14 protein-coding genes are annotated in these 17,850 nt (G+C 68.3%); 5 read left to right on the top strand and 9 right to left on the bottom strand.

The window, feature by feature from the left end:
- The first annotated feature begins 13 nt into the window (after positions 1–13).
- The 5 genes from F3I16_RS05745 to F3I16_RS05725 all read left to right on the top strand — a co-directional run bounded on the left by F3I16_RS05745 (position 14) and on the right by F3I16_RS05725 (position 5,743).
- A complete protein-coding gene (locus tag F3I16_RS05745; RefSeq protein WP_160492742.1) occupies positions 14–1,615 on the top strand; it encodes an ABC transporter substrate-binding protein in 1,602 nt (533 codons plus the stop codon).
- Between the two features lie 159 nt (positions 1,616–1,774).
- Complete coding sequence (locus F3I16_RS05740) at positions 1,775–2,785, top strand: ABC transporter permease subunit (protein WP_160492741.1); 1,011 nt, start codon at positions 1,775–1,777, stop codon at positions 2,783–2,785.
- 90 nt (positions 2,786–2,875) lie between these two features.
- The gene (locus F3I16_RS05735) at positions 2,876–3,787 is read left to right on the top strand and encodes an ABC transporter permease subunit (RefSeq protein ID WP_160492740.1); all 912 of its coding nucleotides are present in this window, start codon (positions 2,876–2,878) and stop codon (positions 3,785–3,787) included.
- Positions 3,788–3,797: 10 nt separating this feature from the next.
- Positions 3,798–4,775: an ABC transporter ATP-binding protein gene (locus F3I16_RS05730; RefSeq protein WP_160492739.1), complete on the top strand. Its 978-nt coding sequence runs from the start codon at positions 3,798–3,800 to the stop codon at positions 4,773–4,775.
- The gene (locus F3I16_RS05725) at positions 4,772–5,743 is read left to right on the top strand and encodes a peptide ABC transporter ATP-binding protein (RefSeq protein ID WP_160492738.1); all 972 of its coding nucleotides are present in this window, start codon (positions 4,772–4,774) and stop codon (positions 5,741–5,743) included. The genes F3I16_RS05730 and F3I16_RS05725 overlap by 4 nt, the downstream gene beginning before the upstream one ends.
- A gap of 198 nt (positions 5,744–5,941) precedes the next feature.
- On the opposite strand, the gene F3I16_RS05720 is transcribed toward F3I16_RS05725, so the two are convergent.
- From F3I16_RS05720 to F3I16_RS05680, 9 genes are all read right to left on the bottom strand, one after another.
- On the bottom strand, positions 5,942–7,084 hold the full coding sequence (locus F3I16_RS05720; protein WP_160492737.1) for an ABC transporter substrate-binding protein: 1,143 nt from the start codon (positions 7,082–7,084) through the stop codon (positions 5,942–5,944).
- A gap of 202 nt (positions 7,085–7,286) precedes the next feature.
- Positions 7,287–8,207, bottom strand: a complete 921-nt coding sequence (locus F3I16_RS05715) for a biotin-dependent carboxyltransferase family protein (protein WP_160492736.1) — start codon at positions 8,205–8,207, stop codon at positions 7,287–7,289.
- Complete coding sequence (gene pxpB / locus F3I16_RS05710; protein ID WP_160492735.1) at positions 8,204–8,878, bottom strand: 5-oxoprolinase subunit PxpB; 675 nt, start codon at positions 8,876–8,878, stop codon at positions 8,204–8,206. Before pxpB ends, F3I16_RS05715 begins: the two co-directional genes overlap by 4 nt.
- The gene (locus tag F3I16_RS05705) at positions 8,875–9,618 is read right to left on the bottom strand and encodes a 5-oxoprolinase subunit PxpA (RefSeq protein ID WP_160492734.1); all 744 of its coding nucleotides are present in this window, start codon (positions 9,616–9,618) and stop codon (positions 8,875–8,877) included. Before F3I16_RS05705 ends, pxpB begins: the two co-directional genes overlap by 4 nt.
- 99 nt (positions 9,619–9,717) lie before the next feature.
- Positions 9,718–12,090, bottom strand: coding sequence for a sulfite reductase flavoprotein subunit alpha (locus tag F3I16_RS05700; protein ID WP_160492733.1), 2,373 nt, complete (start codon positions 12,088–12,090; stop codon positions 9,718–9,720).
- A gap of 106 nt (positions 12,091–12,196) precedes the next feature.
- Positions 12,197–13,303, bottom strand: a complete 1,107-nt coding sequence (locus tag F3I16_RS05695) for an alpha-hydroxy acid oxidase (RefSeq protein WP_160492732.1) — start codon at positions 13,301–13,303, stop codon at positions 12,197–12,199.
- A gap of 2 nt (positions 13,304–13,305) precedes the next feature.
- On the bottom strand, positions 13,306–13,983 hold the full coding sequence (locus tag F3I16_RS05690) for a Fe2+-dependent dioxygenase (protein ID WP_160492731.1): 678 nt from the start codon (positions 13,981–13,983) through the stop codon (positions 13,306–13,308).
- Positions 13,984–14,051: 68 nt separating this feature from the next.
- A complete protein-coding gene (locus F3I16_RS05685; protein WP_160492730.1) occupies positions 14,052–16,343 on the bottom strand; it encodes a catecholate siderophore receptor Fiu in 2,292 nt (763 codons plus the stop codon).
- A 237-nt stretch (positions 16,344–16,580) separates the two neighbouring features.
- Positions 16,581–17,744, bottom strand: coding sequence for a type III PLP-dependent enzyme (locus F3I16_RS05680; protein ID WP_160492729.1), 1,164 nt, complete (start codon positions 17,742–17,744; stop codon positions 16,581–16,583).
- Between the last annotated feature and the right edge of the window lie 106 nt (positions 17,745–17,850).

Genomic DNA, 17,850 nt, shown 5'->3' with positions numbered 1-17,850 from the left:
ACCTGAGGTCAACATGCGTAAAAACGCCGTCATCCAGACACTTCTCGCCGCTGGGCTGATCGCCAGCGCGCCCTTCGCCAGCGCCGCCAGCAACCTGGTGTTCTGCTCCGAAGGCAGCCCCGCCGGCTTCGACCCCGGCCAGTACACCACCGGCACCGACTTCGATGCCGCCGCGGAAACCCTGTTCAACCGCCTGACCCAGTTCGAGCGTGGCGGCACCGCGGTAGTCCCCGGCCTGGCCGAGAAGTGGGATATCTCCGCCGACGGCCTCAGCTACACCTTCCACCTGCGTCCCGGGGTGAAGTTCCACTCGACCTCCTACTTCACCCCGAGCCGCACCTTCAACGCCGACGACGTGCTGTTTACCTTCCAGCGCATGCTCGACAAGCAGCACCCGTTCCGTAAGGCCTACCCCGCCGAATTCCCCTACTTCACCGACATGGGCATGGACGCCAACATCGCCAAGCTGGAAAAGCTCGACGACATGACGGTCAAGTTCAGCCTGAACAATGTCGACGCGGCCTTTATCCAGAACCTGGCGATGAGCTTCGCCTCGATCCAGTCCGCCGAGTATGCCGAGCAGCTGCTCAAGGCCGGCAAGGCCGCCGACATCAACCAGAAGCCGATCGGCACCGGGCCGTTCGTGTTCAAGCGCTACCAGAAGGACGCGCAGATCCGCTTCACCGGCAACCAGGACTACTGGCTGCCGGAAGACGTGAAGATCGACAACCTGATCTTCGCCATCAACACCGACGCCTCGGTGCGCATGCAGAAGCTCAAGGCCGGCGAATGCCAGATCACCCTGTTCCCGCGCCCGGCCGACCTGGCGTCGCTGAAGCAGGACCCGAACCTGGCCATGCCCGACCAGGCCGGCTTCAACCTCGGCTACATCGCCTACAACGTCACCCACAAGCCGTTCGACCAGCTGGCAGTGCGCCAGGCGCTGGACATGGCGGTGAACAAGCAGGCGATCATCGACGCCGTCTACCAGGGCGCCGGCCAGCTGGCGGTGAACGGCATGCCGCCGACCCAGTGGTCCTACGACGAGACGATCAAGGACCCGGCCTTCGACCCGAAGAAGGCCAAGGCCCTGCTCAAGGCCGCCGGCATCAAGGAAGGCACCGAGATCACCCTGTGGGCCATGCCGGTGCAGCGCCCGTACAACCCCAACGCCAAGCTGATGGCCGAAATGCTCCAGGCCGACTGGGCCAAGGTCGGCATCCAGGCCAAGATCGTCAGCTACGAATGGGGCGAGTACCTCAAGCGCGCCAAGGGCGGCGAGCATGACGCCATGCTGATCGGCTGGAGCGGCGACAACGGCGACCCGGACAACTGGCTGGGCACCCTCTACGGCTGCGATGCGGTGGACGGCAACAACTTCTCCAAGTGGTGCGACGCCTCCTACGACAAGCTGGTCCAGGCGGCCAAGCGCACCACCGACGTGGCCGAGCGCACCGCCCTGTACAAGCAGGCCCAGCACATCCTCAAGGCCCAGGTGCCGATCACCCCGATCGCCCACTCCACCGTGTACCAACCGATGCGCAAGAACGTGCAGGACTTCAAGATCAGCCCGTTCGCGCTCAACTCCTTCTACGGCGTCAGCGTCGGCAAGTAAGCGCTCGGCCGGCGTGCCCCGCACTGGCGGGGCACCCGGCCGAACCGCCATCCTGCGTCCGTCGCGGGAGTCATGCCGCCCCTCGCCAGGGCGCACGCCATACGTTCGCGCCGTCCACCCGGACGCGCACAGCCGATCGATGCGGAGTAGCAACACACCATGCTGTCCTTCATAGCCAGACGCCTGGGGCTGCTGATCCCCACCTTTTTCGGCGTCACCCTGCTGACCTTCGCCCTGATCCGCCTGATCCCCGGCGACCCGGTGGAAGTGATGATGGGCGAACGCCGGGTCGACCCGCAGATGCATGCCGAAGCCATGCACCGCCTCGGCCTGGACAAGCCGCTGCCGGCGCAGTACCTGGACTACATCGGCCAGCTGGCCCACGGCGACCTGGGCCAGTCGCTGCGCACCCGCGAGGGCGTGTGGAGCGAATTCGTCACCCTGTTCCCGGCGACCCTGGAGCTGTCCCTGGCCGCCCTGCTGTTCGCCGGCACGCTGGGCTTGATCGCCGGGGTGATCGCCGCGCTCAAGCGCGGCTCGCTGTTCGACCACGGGGTGATGGGCATCTCCCTGGCCGGCTACTCCATGCCGATCTTCTGGTGGGGCCTGCTGCTGATCATGTTCTTCTCCGTATACCTGGGCTGGACCCCGGTATCCGGGCGCATCGACCTGCTCTACGACATCACCCCGGTTACCGGTTTCATGCTGATCGATACCCTGCTCAGCGAGGAGGACGGCGCCTTCGTCGACGCCCTCCGGCACCTGATCCTGCCGGCCATCGTGCTGGGCACCATCCCCCTGGCGGTGATCGCGCGGATGACCCGCTCGGCCATGCTCGAAGTGCTGCGCGAGGACTACATCCGCACCGCCCGCGCCAAGGGCCTGAGCCCGGCGCGGGTGGTGTTCGTCCATGGCCTGCGCAACGCGCTGATCCCGGTGCTCACCGTGTTCGGCCTGCAGGTCGGCACCCTGCTGGCCGGCGCCGTGCTGACCGAAACCATCTTCTCCTGGCCGGGCATCGGCAAGTGGCTGATCGAGGCCATCGGCGCCCGCGACTACCCGGTGGTGCAGAACGGCATCCTGCTGATCGCCTGCCTGGTGATCCTGGTCAACTTCGTCGTGGATGTGCTCTACGGCCTGGTCAACCCACGTATCCGCCATCAACCGTAGGTTGGGTTGAGGGGCGGAGCCCCGAAGCCCAACGTGCGTACCGTTAGGCTTCGCTGCGCGCAACCCAACCCACCCGGATCGAGAGACACCATGAGTAACTCGACAAGCATTACCCCCGCCGACCAGGCGCTGCTCTACCCCTCGCCGCTGAAGGAATTCTGGCAGGCCTTCGCCCACAACAAGGGCGCCGTCGTCGGCCTGGCGTTCATGCTGCTGATCCTGTTCTGCGCACTGTTCGCCCCCTGGGTCGCGCCGCACGACCCCAGCGAGCAGTTCCGCGACTTCCTCCTCACCCCGCCGGTGTGGCTGGAAGGCGGCCAGACGCAGTTCCTCCTCGGCACCGACGAGCTGGGCCGCGACCTGCTGTCGCGACTGATCCATGGCGCGCGCCTGTCGCTGCTGATCGGCCTGACCTCGGTGCTGCTGTCGCTGCTGCCCGGCGTGCTGCTGGGCCTCACCGCCGGCTTCTTCCCGCGCCTGCTCGGGCCCTCGGTCATGCGCCTGATGGATGTGATGCTGGCCCTGCCCTCGCTGCTGCTGGCGGTGGCCATCGTCGCCATCCTCGGCCCCGGCCTGCTCAACACGGTGATCGCCATCGCCGTGGTCTCGCTGCCGTCCTACGTGCGCCTGACCCGCGCCGCGGTGATGGGCGAGCTGGGCCGCGACTACGTCACCGCCGCGCGCCTGGCCGGCGCCGGCACCCTGCGCCTGATGTTCGTCAGCGTGCTGCCCAACTGCATGGCACCGCTGATCGTGCAGGCCACCCTGAGTTTCTCCGCGGCCATCCTCGATGCCGCCGCCCTGGGCTTTCTCGGCCTCGGCGTGCAGCCGCCGACACCCGAGTGGGGCACCATGCTGGCCTCGGCGCGCGACTACATCGAGCGCGCCTGGTGGGTGGTGTCGCTGCCGGGGCTGACCATCCTGCTCAGCGTGCTGGCGATCAACCTGATGGGCGACGGGCTGCGCGATGCGCTCGATCCGAAACTGAAGAATGCGCAGTAAGGAACCCGCCATGAGCCTTCTCGATATCCACAACCTCAGCGTGCGCTTCGGCGGCGCCAACGCCATCCCGGTGGTCGACGGCCTCGACCTGGCCGTGGACAAGGGCGAAGTGCTGGCCATAGTCGGCGAGTCCGGCTCCGGCAAGTCGGTGACCATGCTGGCGCTGATGGGCCTGATCGACGCCCCCGGCCGGGTCACGGCCGACAGCCTGCGCTTCGACGGCCACGACATGCTCGGGCTCAAGGGCAAGCAGCGCCGCACTGTCGTCGGCAAGGACCTGGCCATGGTGTTCCAGGACCCCATGACCGCCCTCAACCCCAGCTACACCGTGGGCTTCCAGATCGAGGAAGTGCTGCGCCAGCACCTCGGCCTCAAGGGCCAGGCCGCTCGCGCCCGCGCCCTGCAGTTGCTGGAGCGGGTGGAGATTCCGGCCGCCGCCAGCCGCCTGGACGCCTACCCGCACCAGCTCTCCGGCGGCATGAGCCAGCGCGTGGCGATCGCCATGGCGATCGCCGCCGAGCCCAAGCTGCTGATCGCCGACGAGCCGACCACGGCGCTGGACGTGACCATCCAGGCGCAGATCATGAACCTGCTGCTCGACCTGCAGCGCGACCAGGGCATGGGCCTGGTGCTGATCACCCACGACCTGGCCGTGGTCGCCGAGACCGCCGACCGGGTGTGCGTGATGTACGCAGGGCAAGCGGTGGAGATCGGCAGCGTGCCGACCCTGTTCGATGCGCCGACCCACCCCTATACCGAGGCGCTGCTCAAGGCGATTCCTGAGCACAGCCTAGGCGAGCGCCGCCTGGCCACCCTGCCGGGCATCGTGCCCGGGCGCTATGACCGCCCTGCCGGCTGCCTGCTGTCACCACGCTGTCCGTACGCCCAGGAGCATTGCCGCGCGCAACGCCCGGCCCTGGAAGCCCATGCGCGCGGCGCGGTGCGCTGCTTCTACCCCCTCAACCTGAGCCCGGAGGTGGCCCGATGAGCATCGTTCTGGAGGCCCGCGAGCTGACCCGCCACTACGAGATATCCCGCGGCCTGTTCAAACCGCACGCCCTGGTGCGGGCGCTGAACGGCGTGTCCTTCAGCCTCGAAGCCGGCAAGACCCTGGCGGTGGTCGGCGAGTCCGGCTGCGGCAAGTCGACCCTGGCCCGCGCCCTGACCCTGATCGAGCAACCCAGCTCCGGTTCGCTGCAGATCGCCGGCCAGGAAGTCGCCGGCGCCGACAAGGCGCAGCGTCGGCAGCTGCGCCGCGACGTGCAGATGGTCTTTCAGAACCCCTACGCCTCGCTCAACCCGCGGCAGAAGATCGGCGACCAGCTGGCCGAACCGCTGCTGATCAACACCCCGCTGAGCCGCGGCGAACGCCGCGAGCGGGTGCAGGCGATGATGCAACAGGTCGGCCTGCGCCCCGAGCACTACCAGCGCTACCCGCACATGTTCTCCGGCGGCCAGCGTCAGCGCATCGCCCTGGCCCGGGCGATGATGCTCAATCCCAAGGTACTGGTGGCGGACGAGCCGACTTCGGCGCTGGACGTGTCGATCCAGGCCCAGGTGCTCAACCTGTTTATGGACCTGCAGGAGCAGTACGGGACCGGCTATGTGTTCATCTCGCACAACCTGGCGGTGGTGCGCCATGTCGCCGACGACGTGCTGGTGATGTACCTTGGCCGTCCGGTGGAGATGGGCCCGAGCGAGACGATCTATTCACGCCCGCTGCACCCCTACACCCAGGCGCTGCTGTCGGCCACGCCGACCATCCACCCGGACCCGCGCAAGCCGAAGATCAAGATACTCGGCGAACTGCCCAACCCGCTCGATCCGCCGGCCGGCTGCGCCTTCCACCAGCGCTGCCCGTACGCCAGCGAGCGCTGCCGCAACGAGGTGCCGCAGCTGCGCCTGCTGGAGGCGCGGCAAGTGGCCTGCCATCACGCCGAACGCATCAATGCCTGAGCCCGTCGGGTTAATCGATGGCTATGTAGCAGTTCCGTGTTGCACAGGCCATCGAGCTTGCGGGGGAGCGGATTTATCCGCGATAAACAGGCGGCTCGGCGTAGGCCCTGATCGCGAATGAATTCGCTCCCACGAACAGCCAGAGCGGCCACCCGAACGCTTGCCCCAAACAACGGCAACGCGTAACGGGTACATCGCTTAATCGACAGCCTCGACCGGCATGGCCTTGCCATCCTGGATACGGGTAAGAAAGACCGCGTCGGAGCCCTGGTGGTCGGTCGGCGAGAACTCGACCTTGAAGCCGCCGAGGTCCGCGCGGAGGAACTCCAGGGCATTGATCAGGTTCGCCCGCGTCGGCTCGGCGCCGGCCAGGCGCAGGGCCTCGACGAAGATCGCCGCGCCCATGTAGCCCTCCAGCGAGGTGTAGCCGAGGTCGGCGCCGCGCACGTCTTGCCGGTAGCGGCGAACCACTTCGCGCGAAGCGTCATGGGGCGACGGCATGACCTGGGTGATGTACACCCCGTCGCCATCCGCACCGGCCTCGGCGATGAAGTTCTCGGTGCCGATAAACGAAACCGTGAAAAAGCGCGCCTTGCTGCCCAACGCCCGGGCTTGCTTGATGGCCGCCGCCAGCTGCTTGTAGGTGCCGACAAAGAAAATGGCGTCCGGCTCTGCCCGGTGCAAGGCCTCGACGGCCGGGGCAACCTCCAGTGAATTGCGCCGGATCCGCGCCTCCGCCAGGATTTGCATCCGGCGCTTGTGCAAGGCCCCCAGCAACCCGCCTTTGACCGTCTCGCCAAAGGAGTCGTCCTGCATCAGCAGCGCGATGCGCTCGATGCCCAGGTCGCGGGTCATGCGCTCGACCATTGCCTCGGTTTCGTCGAAGTAGGAGGCGCGCACATTGAATACCCAGCGGTGCACCGGCGAACGCAGCGCCTCGGCGCCGGTAAAGGGAAACAGGTAGGGCACCTCGGCTCGCAGGACGATGGGCATGGCGGCCCTGGACGTGGGCGTGCCGACATAGCCGAGCAGGGCGAAGATGCTGCCGGAGTCGACCATCTGCTGGGTGATCGCCGCACTGCGCGCCGGCTCGTAGCCATCGTCCCGGCTGACCAGGACCAGCTGGCGCCCGTTGACCCCGCCGGCGGCATTGACCCGCTCGAAGTAGGCCTGCACGCCAGCCTTCATGCCGCTGCCCAGCCCGGCGGCCGGGCCGCTCAGGGCGTTGACCATGCCCACCCGCACCGCGCCGGCCGTCACCCCGGGCTCGGCCCGAACGGCAACGGCGCCCAGCAGCAGGCCGGCAACCAGCACCAGCCGGCAGAGCGTCCGGCGCCCCATCAGGAAAACTCCAGGATTGCGCATACGGGGTGAAGACTGGGGCCAGGCAAGACTGTGCATTCCTCTGGGGGACGGGCTTAAACCGGGGGGCGCACACGCGCGGCATCCCAGCCGACGAATTTTGTCAGTCTGGCTGAAGACGGCACAAACTGCACGAGGCGCATGCCGCTCGGCAATCTGTTGCAACGCTCTCGCCTGGCGCTCAGCCGCGGAAGAAGCGGTAGAACTGGCGCAACTGCGCCTGGGCCTCGCCGATGCCCACCGGGGTGAAGCGCAGCGCCTGCTGCGCCGGGCACTGCGCCAGGCGCCAGAGATCCAGCGGATGCAGCCAGCCGAGCAACGGATAGCCGCCCATGGTCTGGTGGTCGGCCTGCAGGATGATCGGCTGGCCATCGGGCGGCACCTGGATGGCGCCGCGGCCCACCCCCAGCGACCACTGCCGCGGCGGCGCGCGCAAGGGCTCGCCCTGCAGGCGGGCGCCCATGCGGTCGGACTGCGCGCTGAGCCGCCAGGGCTGGGCGAAAAACGCCTGCCGCTGCTCCTCGGCAAAGGCCGGCGCATCGCCGCCGACTATCACCCGCAGCAGCGGCGCAGCCCGGTAGTCGGGCCGGTAGCGCCAGGGCACGCTGGCGGCGCGGGCGAAGTGCGCGGCGGCGCAGGGCAGCAGATCGCCGGCAACCAGCTTGCCGCCCTGCCCGTCCAGGCCACCCAGGCCTTCGCGCACCTGGGTGCTGACGCTGCCCAGCACCGGCGCGGCGCGAAAGCCGCCGGCCACCGCCAGGTAGGCGCGCTGGCCACTGCGGGCAAAACCCAGGCGCAGGCATTGCCCGGCGCGCAGGGCAAAGCGCGCCCAGCCCGGCAGCGGCTGGCCATCAATGCTGGCCGGCAGCTCGGCGCCGGTCAGCGCCAGCCAGGTATCGACCTCGGCGCGCAGCTCGACATCGCCGAGGGCGACTTCCAGCAGCGGCGTGCCCCAGGGATTGCCCAGCAGGCGGTTGGCCCAGGCCGCGGCCTGCCCGTCCAGCGGCCCGCCGGGCGAGACGCCGAGGTGCTGCCAGCCGCGCCGGCCGCCATCCTGCAGCAGGCTCAGCGGCCCCGATCTGAGCACCCGCAGCCCGCTCACCGGACGAGCTCCCGGCGATAGGCGGCTGCGTCGATCGGCACGAAGCGCACCCGGTCGCCCAGTTGCAAGGGACAGGGCGGCGTGCGCCCAGCATCGAACAGGCGCCAGGGACACAGGCCGAGCAGGTGCCAGCCGCCGGGCGAGGCCTGCGGGTAGATCGCCGTCTGCCGCTCGGCGATGGCCAGGCTGCCGGCCGGCACCTCGGTGCGCGGCGTGTCCCGGCGCGGCAGCTGCAGGCGCTCGTCCAGTTCGCCCAGATAGGCGAAGCCCGGGGCGAAGCCGATGGCGCCGACCCGGTACTCGCCGGCGGCGTGCAGCTCGATCACCTGGGCAACGCTCAGCCGACAGGCCCGCGCCACCTCGGCCAGGTCCGCGCCGGCGTACCAGATCGGGATCTCGTGCCGGCGCCCCGCCTCGGTCGGCAGCGGCTCGGCCAGCCACTGTTCGAGCAGCGGGGTCAGGCGCGCGGCCAGTTGCAGGTGGTCGGTGCGCAACAGGTCGTAGTGCAGCAGCAGGCTGGTCCAGCCCGGCACCAGATCGCTCAGCAGCGGCCCCAGTTCGCCACGAATGCGTTCGGCCAGCAGGGCGAGACGCTGCGCCGACTGCGCGTCCGGCGCCTCGGCCAGCACCAGCAGCAGCGCTTCGGCGCCGGCCGGCTCGAGGCGGATCATGCGGCGTCCAGCTGGGCCCGCAAACGGCGCAACACGGCCAGCGACTCGGCGTTGTCGCCATGCACGCAGAGGCTGTCGGCGTGCAGCTGCAGGGGCCGGCCGTCGATATCGGCGAACGGCAAGCCGCGGGCGATGGCCAGCGCCTGGTCGAGGATGCGCGCGCCATCCTGGTGCACCGCCCCGGCCAGGCGCCGCGGCGCCAGCTGGCCGTCGGCCAGGTAGGCACGGTCGGCGAAGGCCTCGAACAGCAGGGGCACCCCGGCCGCCTGGGCCAGGCGCCGCTCGCGGCTGTTGTCGGCCAGGGCCAGGACCATCAGCGGCAACCCCGCACGGTAGCTGGCGCAGGCCTGCAGCACGGCAGTGAACAGGGTGTCGTCGCGCACCAGGTCGTTGTACAGCGCGCCATGCGGCTTGACGTAGGCGACCTGGGTGCCGGCCGCACGGCAGAAGGCATCCAGCGCGCCGAGCTGGTACAGCACCAGGGCCGTGACTTCTTCCGGGCTGCAGCTCAGATGGCGGCGGCCGAAGCCCTGCAGGTCGGGGTAGGACGGATGGGCGCCGATGCTGACGCCATGCTGCACCGCCAGGGCCACGCTGTGCTGCATGATCAGCGGGTCGCCGGCGTGGAAACCGCAGGCCAGGTTGGCCTGGTCGATCAGCGGCATGGCGTGCAGGTCGTTGCCCATGCGCCAGGCGCCGAAGCTCTCGCCCATGTCGCAGTTGAGGAGGATTCTGTTCATATCGGCAAGCTTAGAGCCGCCGGGCGCCGGCGCCTAGCCCGGCAGCAGGCCACAGGATGGGTTGGGCGCAGCGCTGCGCGCCGCAACCCATCCGGCGACTCAGTACACGTCGCGGCGGTACAGCCCGGCTTCCTGCAGCTGGTCGAGGCGCTCGCCGCCGAGCACCTCGCGCAGCACCCGGTCGACCCCGCCGGCCATGCCCTCCAGGCTGCCGCAGACGTAGATGGCGGCGCCTTCGGCGACCCAGCGCTGGACTTCGCCCGCCGCCTCGCGCAGGCGGTCCTGGACATAGACCTTGGCCGCCTGGTCGCGGGAGAAGGCCAGGTCGAGGCGCGCCAGGTTGCCCTGCGCCAGCCAGCCCTGCAGCTCGTCGCGGCAGTAGAAGTCGTGGGCCGCATTGCGCTCGCCGAACAGCAGCCAGTTGCGCTGCCGACCAGCCGCGATGCGCTCCTTGAGCAGGCTGCGCAGCCCGGCCAGGCCGCTGCCGTTGCCGACCAGCAGCAGCGGGCGGTCTTCCTGCGGCGCATGGAAGCCCGCATGGCGGCGCACCCGTGCCAGTAGCGGCGTACCGAGATCGGCCTCGCCGCACAGCCAGCCGGAACCGAGGCCGAGGCTGCCGTCGCTGCGCCGCTCCTGGCGCACGATCAGCTCCAGCGCGCCGTCGCTCGGCAGCGAGGCGATGGAGTAGTCGCGCGCGCCCAGGGCCGCGTCGTTGTTAGGCAGCACTTCCAGCAGGTCGCCGGCCTGCCAGTGTCCGCCCGCCGCAATCTGCAGGCGCACCAGGAAGGTCGGCGCGCCGCTGCTGCCGGGGTTCAGGCATTCGCGACCGAGCAGGCGCCACTCGCCGAACGGCTGCTCGACCGGAGCCGGCACGGCCGCGCCGGTCAGCTCGCCGAGTCGCTGCTGCCAGCTGGCCAGGGCGGCCTGGTCGCCGTTGTCCACTTCCACCGGGGCGAACAGGCTGCGCGCGCCCTGCTGGTCCAGCCAGGCGTGCAGGCGGCGGGCGAAGCCGCAGAACTGCTGGTACTGGCGATCCCCCAGGGCCAGCACGGCGTAGCTCAGCTCGCCCAGGGCCAGCTGGCTGCCGAGCAGCTTGCGCTCGAAGCCACGGGCATTGTCCGGCGCCTCGCCGTCGCCGAAGGTGCTGACCACGAACAGCGCGCGACTGGCCTGCTGCAGCGCCTGCTCATCCACCCGCGCCAGCGGCTGCACCTGCACCGGCAAGCCGGCGGCCTGCAGCTGCCCGGCGGTGCGCCAGGCCAGTTGTTCGGCCAGGCCGCTCTGGCTGGCGAAGCCGATCAGCCAGCTCTCGGCGCCGCCCTGCGCCGCCACCGCACCACGGGCGGCCCGGGTCGCGCGCTGCTTGCGCCGGCGGTCGAGGTAGAGCAGCCAGCCGGTGATGAAGAACAGCGGCATCAGACCGGTGGCCACGGCCATCAGGATGCGCCCGGGCAGGCCGAAGTACTCGCCGACATGCAGGGCATAGACGCTGGCCAGCAGCTGCGCCTTGAAGCTCTTGTCGCTGTAGCGCTCATGCTGTTTGACCTGGCCGCTGAGCGGATCGAGGCTGAGCTGGTTGAGGGCGCGCGGGTGGGCGGCCTGCTCCAGCAGATAGAACACCGTCGCCGGCGCACCGGCCACGGTTGGCAGGCGCAGGTTCCACGCCACCAGTTGCGGCCCGGCGGCTTGCTGCAGGCCGTGCCACACCGCGTCATAGTCGACCGTCGGTGGCGGCCCGGACGGTGCTTCGCCGCGCCCGCCGCGACGCTCGCCGGGCTTGCCGCCCTGCTGGCCGGCCGGGCTGTCGGAGAGCAGGCGGGTCAGGCCGTCGCGGTACCAGTCGTAGGACCAGTACAGGCCGGTCAGCGCCGCGCAGAGGTAGAACAGCAGGCACCAGGTGCCGAACACCGCGTGCAGGTCCCAGTTGAAGGCACGGCCCTTCCTCGCCCAGTCGAGGGTCAGCCAGGCGCGCCAGTTCAGCGCCTGGCGCGGCCAGCGCAGGTACAGCCCGGACAGGCAGAAGAACACCAGCGCCAGGGTGCTGGCCGCGGTGATCTGCTTGCCGGTGTCGCCCATGGCCAGGAAGCGGTGCAGCTGCAGCATCAGGCCGAAGAACGCCTGGCCGCTCGGCTCGCCGAGCAGCTCGCCGCTGTAGGGATCGAAGAAGCGCATCGGCCCGCGGCGCTCGCCGGGCGGCGGGGTGAAGAACACCCGCGCGGCACGGCCATCGCGCTGGTCGACCCACAGGCCGACGACGTTCTTGCCCTCGGCCGCCTCGATCTTCGCCACCAGCTCGGCCGGCGGCAGGATGCCCGACTCGCGCACCTCGACCCGCAGCACCTCGGGGTTGAGGGCGCCCAGGATCTCGCCCTCGAAGGCGTACAGCGCACCGCTAATCCCCATCACCGCCAGGACCAGGCCGGCCGTGATGCCGAACAACCAGTGCAGTTGGAAAACAATCTTCTTGAACACGACAAACACCTTGCTCAGCAGGCCACGCCCGGATCGGCGCACAGTTTAGATAGGAAGCATTTGCATCTGCTCGGGGTTTACCCAGCCTTTACCTTGGCGCTCGCCGTTACAGGTCGCGCACGCGCAGGAGAACCTCGGGGCTGATATCCGCCAGCTCGCGGCAACCGCACAGGGCCATGCTCGCCTCCAGCTCCTCGCGCAGCAGCTTGAGCAGGTGCGCCACCCCCAGCGCCCCGGCCGTGGCCAGGGCATGCACATAGGGCCGGCCGATCAGCACCGCATCGGCGCCCAGGGCGATGGCCTTGAGCACGTCGCTGCCGCGGCGGATGCCGCCATCGACCAGCAGCAGGGCCTCCGACCCCACGGCCTGGCGCATGGCCGGCAGCATCTTCGGCGCCGGCAACTGGCTGTCCAGCACCCGCCCGCCGTGGTTGGAGACGATCACCCCGGCGGCGCCGGCCTGCAGGGCCAGCTGGGCGTCCTGCGGATGCAGGATGCCCTTGAGCAGCACCGGCAGCGGGCTGTGCCGGCACAGCCAGGCCACCTCGGCCCAGCGCGGCGCCAGCGCCAGCAGGCCATCGAACACCGCACTCTGCCCCGGCTGCAGCTCGGGCAACGACAGCGCCTGGTCCACATTCACCGCGCGGATGCCCTCCGGCAGCTGGAAGCCGGCGCGCTGCTCGCGGTTGCGCACGCCGCTGACCGGCGCATCCACGGTCAGCACCAGCGCCCGGTAGCCGGCGGCCGCCGCGCGCTCGGCCAGCGCCAGGCTGCGCGGGCCATCGCCCTGCCAGTACAGCTGGAACCACAGCGGGCCCTGGGCCACCTCGGCAACCTCCTCCAGGCGGGTCGAGGCGAACGAGCTGAGCACCGCCGCGCCGCCCATCACCCCGGCGGCCATGGCCGTGGCCAGCTCGCCCTCGGCATGGAACAGCCGCTGGTAGGCCACCGGCGCCAACAGGATCGGGTGCTGCAGCTCGTCGCCGAGCAGGCGGCAACGGCTATGGCCACCGCGCAGGTCACGCAGCATGCGCGGCAGCAGGGCCCAGTCCTGCCAGACCTGCAGGTTGGCCTGGCAGGTCAGCTCATCGGCCGCGCCGCCCTCCAGGTAGGCCAGGGCATTCTCGTCCAGCCGCTGCCGGGCATAACGCCGGTAGTCGGCGGCCGAGACCAGGTCAGCGGCAATGGTCGTAAGCGGGGGCAAGGGCGACATGCTCACTCCACCCACTGGCGCAGCAGGTTGTGGTAGGTGCTGGTCAGGCCGAGCACTTCTTCGCTATCGCCCAACTGGCCGCGCAGCTTGAGGATGGTCATGTCCAGGTCGAACAGCATCTTGCGCTGCCAGGCATCGCGCACCAGGCTCTGGGTCCAGAGGAAGGCGGCGATGCGCGCCCCGGCCGTGACCGGCTCGACCCGGTGCAGGCTGGTGGAGGGGTAGACGATGGCATCGCCGGCGGCCAGCTTGACCTCGTGCTCGCCGTAGGTGTCCTCGACGATCAGCTCGCCGCCCTGGTACTCCTCGGGCTCGCTGAGAAACACCGTGGTCGACACGTCGGTGCGCACCTGCAGGCCACTGAAGCGGTCGCGCTGCAGGGCGTTGTCGACATGGTTGCCGTACTGCCCGCCGCCCCGGTAGCAATTGAACATCGGCGGCAGGATGTGTCGCGGCAAGGCCGCCGAGACGAACAGCGGGTGCCGCGCCAGGGCATCGGCGACGCGCTGCGACAGGCCGGCAAAGGCCGGCGAGTCGGCCGGAAACTGCAGGTTGTGCTTGAGCTGGGCGGCCTGGGCGCCAGAGGTGTGCACGCCATCGACCCAGTCGTGGGCGGCCAGCTCGGCGCGCAGCGCGGCGACCTCCTGCTTGCTCAGTACCTGCGGGATATGCAGCAACATCGAAAGGCTCCTCTCCCAACGCAAGAAGCCCGCGCAGTGGCGCAGGCTCCTTGGCGGGCTTCAGCGGGTTAGAAACTGAACTCGGTGGTCACCATCGCCGAGCGTGGCGTGCCCAGCACCGCTCGCGCGCCACTGTTGTTGAGGGTGGCGATGTACTCCTCGTCGAACAGGTTGTAGACGTTCAGGCGCAGGTTGAGGTTCTCGTTCACCCGGTAGGCGGCCATGGCATCGGCCACCCAGTACGACGGGATTTCCGCCATGTTGGTGGTGCTGCGGTCGGCGCCCTCGGCGATCAGGCGGTCCTGGTCGGAGACGTAGCGCGCGCCGCCGCCGAGGGTGAAGTCGCCCAGGGTGTAGGAGGTCCACAGGGTGGCGGTCAGGTCCGGCGACCAGCGCACGCCGGTGTTCTCGGTGATCACGCCGGCATTGCTGCGGCTGACCTGATCCAGCTGCTCGGTGTCCATGCTGGCGATACCGGCGCTGACCTGCCAGAAGTTGGTGATCTGCCCGACCATGCCCAGCTCGACGCCGGTCACGCGGATCTTGCCGTCCTGTTGGTAGCTGTCGCTCAGCGCATCATAGGACACCTGGTTGCTGTTCTCGGTGCGATAGACCGCGGCAGTCAGGTTCAGGCGCGCATCCAGCAGGTCCCACTTGGTGCCCAGCTCGACGTGCTCGGTTTCCTGCGGGTCCAGGTTCGGCTGGCTGTCGCTGTTCTCGGAAGTGGACAGGGCGAAGTTGGCGCTGCCCGGCGGAGTCAGCGAGTTGGCGTAGGACAGGTAGATGCTGCCGTTCTCGGCCGGCTTGTAGACGATGCCGGTGTTCCAGCTGGTCAGGTCGTCGGAGCTGTCCAGGTCATAGGGGGTCAGCAGGTAGTCATTGGTGGCCGGGGTGCTGGCGATCGCCACCAGCGAGGCGCCCTTGGAGTCGGTGCGGTAGTGCTCGAAGCGCACGCCGGCATTGACCGACCACTGCTCGTTGAGGTGCAGGGTATCGAAGACATAGAAGGCCGCGGTGTCGGTGGTGCCATCGCTGTACGCACCGGTCTTGTAAGGCTTGCCCATCGAGTCATGGGCATTGGGGTCGTACAGGTCGGCATTCGGCAGGGTTACCGCCACATGGGTCACCCCATCGATGACCTGCCGAGCGGTCGCGCCGGACTCGGTGCGCTGGCTTTCGCGCATGAACTCGACGCCGGTGGCCAGGGTGTTGCGCAGGCCGAAGGTGAAGAACTCGGTGCTCAGGTTGGTCTGGTTGGCGGTGATCTCGTTTTCCTGGTCGGTCAGCTGGCGCGAGCGGCTCACCGTCCAGTCGGCCGGATCGCTCGAACCGTTGACCGACAGGGTGTTGACCCCGGTGAGGATGCGGTCGGTGGTGGTCTTGCCGAAGCGCGAGGTGTTGCGCAGGGTGGTGACCTCGTTGAAGTCGTGCTCGAACTTGACGCTGAGCATGTCGGCCTCGACATCCTCGTAGTCGTCGTCGCTGCCGTAGAAGTTGTCTTCGTCGACCTTGCCACCACGATTCAGGCGGGCATCGGCATTGTAGAAACCGTCCATACCGATGGTCGGAATGCCGCCATCCGGCACATTCTCCTGGCGCACGTGCTGGCTGTAGACGTACAGGCGGGTATCGCCATCCAGGCCGAAGGCCAGGGCAGGCGCCACGGCGTAGCTGCTGTTTTCCACGTAGTCGCGGCCATCGACGCCGCCGTCGCGGCGCATCAGGTTCAGGCGCAGCGCCGAGCCCTGGTTCAGGGTCTGGTTGATGTCGGCGGTCAGCGCCGCCTTGTCCGCGGTGCCGTAGCCCAGGGTGCCGCTGATGCTGTCTTCCAGGGTCGGCAGCTTGGACACCAGGTTGATGTAGCCGGACGAAGCGCCCCGGCCGATATCGGAGCCGGCCGCGCCCTTGACCACTTCCACCTGCTCGATGTTGAACACGTCGCGGCTGACCGCGCCGAGATCACGGATGCCGTCGACGAAGGTCGAGGTCTGGGTGGAGAAGCCGCGCATCATGAAGGTGTCGCCGGCGGCGGTGTTGCCGTTCTCGCCCAGCTGCATGGTGATCCCGGGGGTGTTGCGCAGCGCCTCCATCAGGCTGCTGGCGCCCTGCTCGCGGAGCATTTCCTTCTTGATCACCTGCACGGTCTTGGGGGTGTCCAGCAGCGCCTCGGTCATCTTGTCGTTGGCGCTACGGGTGGCCTTGTAAGGCACTTCGGCGGCGGAGGTCACACTGGTGGCCGGCAGGCTCAGTTCTTCCTGCACGCTGTCGTTCTGGGCGGCAAACGCCATGGCGGGAACGGCGGCGGCGATCAGCGCGGCGAGCTGGCTGCTCTTGTGATGCTTGCAGCTACGAATGGACATGGTCTCTCCCCAATTTAAAAGATGCCCCGACTCTCTGTAATGGCTCTGTATTGGCCGTGGCGAGAGGGGGATGATCTAAAGCGGGCGAGATGATAATAATTTACATTTGCCGTAGCAATACTTACTGAAAACAATTCTCGTTAATTTTCGGAAAGCCCGGCACCGAGCCCGCCAGGCGCTGAATCGCAGGCACAAAAAACCCCGCCGATGGGCGGGGTTCTTCTGCTGACACACTGCTTACAGGTAGTAGGCCTTCAGCGGCGGGAAGCCGTTGAACTCCACCGCGCTGTAGCTGGTGGTGTAGGCGCCGGTGGACAGCCAGTACAGGCGGTCGCCGATCGACAGGTTGAGCGGCAGGCCGTACTTGTAGTTCTCGTACATGATGTCGGCGCTGTCGCAGGTCGGGCCGGCGATCACCACCTCTTCCATCTCGCCCTTCTTCTCGGTCCAGATCGGGAACTTGATCGACTCGTCCATGGTTTCGATCAGGCCGCTGAACTTGCCCACGTCCACATACACCCAGCGCTCCACGGCGGTACGCGACTTGCGCGCCACCAGCACCACTTCGCTGACCAGGATGCCGGCGTTGGCGATCAGCGAGCGGCCCGGCTCGAGGATGATTTCCGGCAGGTCGTCGCCGAAGTCTTCCTTGAGGAAGCGGATGATTTCCTCGGCGTAGGTTTCCAGGCTGTTGGTGCGGGTGATGTAGTTGGCCGGGAAGCCGCCGCCCATGTTGATCAGCTTGAGCTCGATGCCGTCTTCTTCCTTGAGGCGCTCGAAGATCACCTTGACCTTGGCGATGGCCGCGTCCCACACGGAGATGTCGCGCTGCTGGCTGCCCACGTGGAAGGACAGGCCGTAGGGCACCAGGCCCAGATCGCGGGCGAGGATCAGCAGGTCCATGGCCATGTCGGTCTGGCAGCCGAACTTGCGCGACAGCGGCCAGTCGGCGGTGGTCGAGCCTTCGGTGAGGATGCGCACATAGACCTTCGAGCCCGGCGCGGCCTTGGCGATATTGCGCAGATCCGCCTCGGAGTCGGTGGCGTACAGACGCACACCCTTCTCGTAGAAGTAGCGGATGTCCTTGGATTTCTTGATGGTGTTGCCGTAGCTGATGCGCTCCGGGCCGACGCCGGTGGCCAGCACCTTGTCCAGCTCATAGATGGAGGCGATGTCGAAGTTGGAACCCTTGTCGCGCAGCAGTTCGATGATCTCGACGGCCGGGTTGGCCTTGACCGCGTAGTACACCTTGGCGAACTCGAAACCGGCGCGCAGGTCATCGTAGGCCTGGCCGATGATCTCGGTGTCGATCACCACGAAGGGGGTTTCGTGCTTGTCGGCGAAGGCCTTCATCTTCTGGAAGGTTTCGCGCGGGTAGTAGTCTTCGACCTTGATCGGCATGCAGGGAACTCCAAATGGGTAAGGCAAGCTATGGGTGCTTAACAGGGATGATGGCTCGTCGAAGAGCCGCGAACGTCTAATCCGTTTCCCCACTTTGGTTCGCCTA

The organism is Pseudomonas sp. L-22-4S-12 (assembly GCF_009799935.1).
Classification (GTDB): Bacteria; Pseudomonadota; Gammaproteobacteria; order Pseudomonadales; family Pseudomonadaceae; genus Aquipseudomonas.
This window is presented reverse-complemented; position numbering and strand designations above follow the sequence as displayed.

Coding starts and splice junctions, on each gene's coding strand:
- F3I16_RS05735 (WP_160492740.1), top strand. CDS start 2,876: ATGAGTAACTCGACAAGCATTACCCCCGCCGACCAGGCGCTGCTCTAC.
- F3I16_RS05685 (WP_160492730.1), bottom strand. CDS start 16,343: ATGTCCATTCGTAGCTGCAAGCATCACAAGAGCAGCCAGCTCGCCGCG.
- F3I16_RS05740 (WP_160492741.1), top strand. CDS start 1,775: ATGCTGTCCTTCATAGCCAGACGCCTGGGGCTGCTGATCCCCACCTTT.
- F3I16_RS05725 (WP_160492738.1), top strand. CDS start 4,772: ATGAGCATCGTTCTGGAGGCCCGCGAGCTGACCCGCCACTACGAGATA.
- F3I16_RS05705 (WP_160492734.1), bottom strand. CDS start 9,618: ATGAACAGAATCCTCCTCAACTGCGACATGGGCGAGAGCTTCGGCGCC.
- F3I16_RS05680 (WP_160492729.1), bottom strand. CDS start 17,744: ATGCCGATCAAGGTCGAAGACTACTACCCGCGCGAAACCTTCCAGAAG.
- pxpB (WP_160492735.1), bottom strand. CDS start 8,878: ATGATCCGCCTCGAGCCGGCCGGCGCCGAAGCGCTGCTGCTGGTGCTG.
- F3I16_RS05720 (WP_160492737.1), bottom strand. CDS start 7,084: ATGGGGCGCCGGACGCTCTGCCGGCTGGTGCTGGTTGCCGGCCTGCTG.
- F3I16_RS05745 (WP_160492742.1), top strand. CDS start 14: ATGCGTAAAAACGCCGTCATCCAGACACTTCTCGCCGCTGGGCTGATC.
- F3I16_RS05730 (WP_160492739.1), top strand. CDS start 3,798: ATGAGCCTTCTCGATATCCACAACCTCAGCGTGCGCTTCGGCGGCGCC.
- F3I16_RS05690 (WP_160492731.1), bottom strand. CDS start 13,983: ATGTTGCTGCATATCCCGCAGGTACTGAGCAAGCAGGAGGTCGCCGCG.
- F3I16_RS05695 (WP_160492732.1), bottom strand. CDS start 13,303: ATGTCGCCCTTGCCCCCGCTTACGACCATTGCCGCTGACCTGGTCTCG.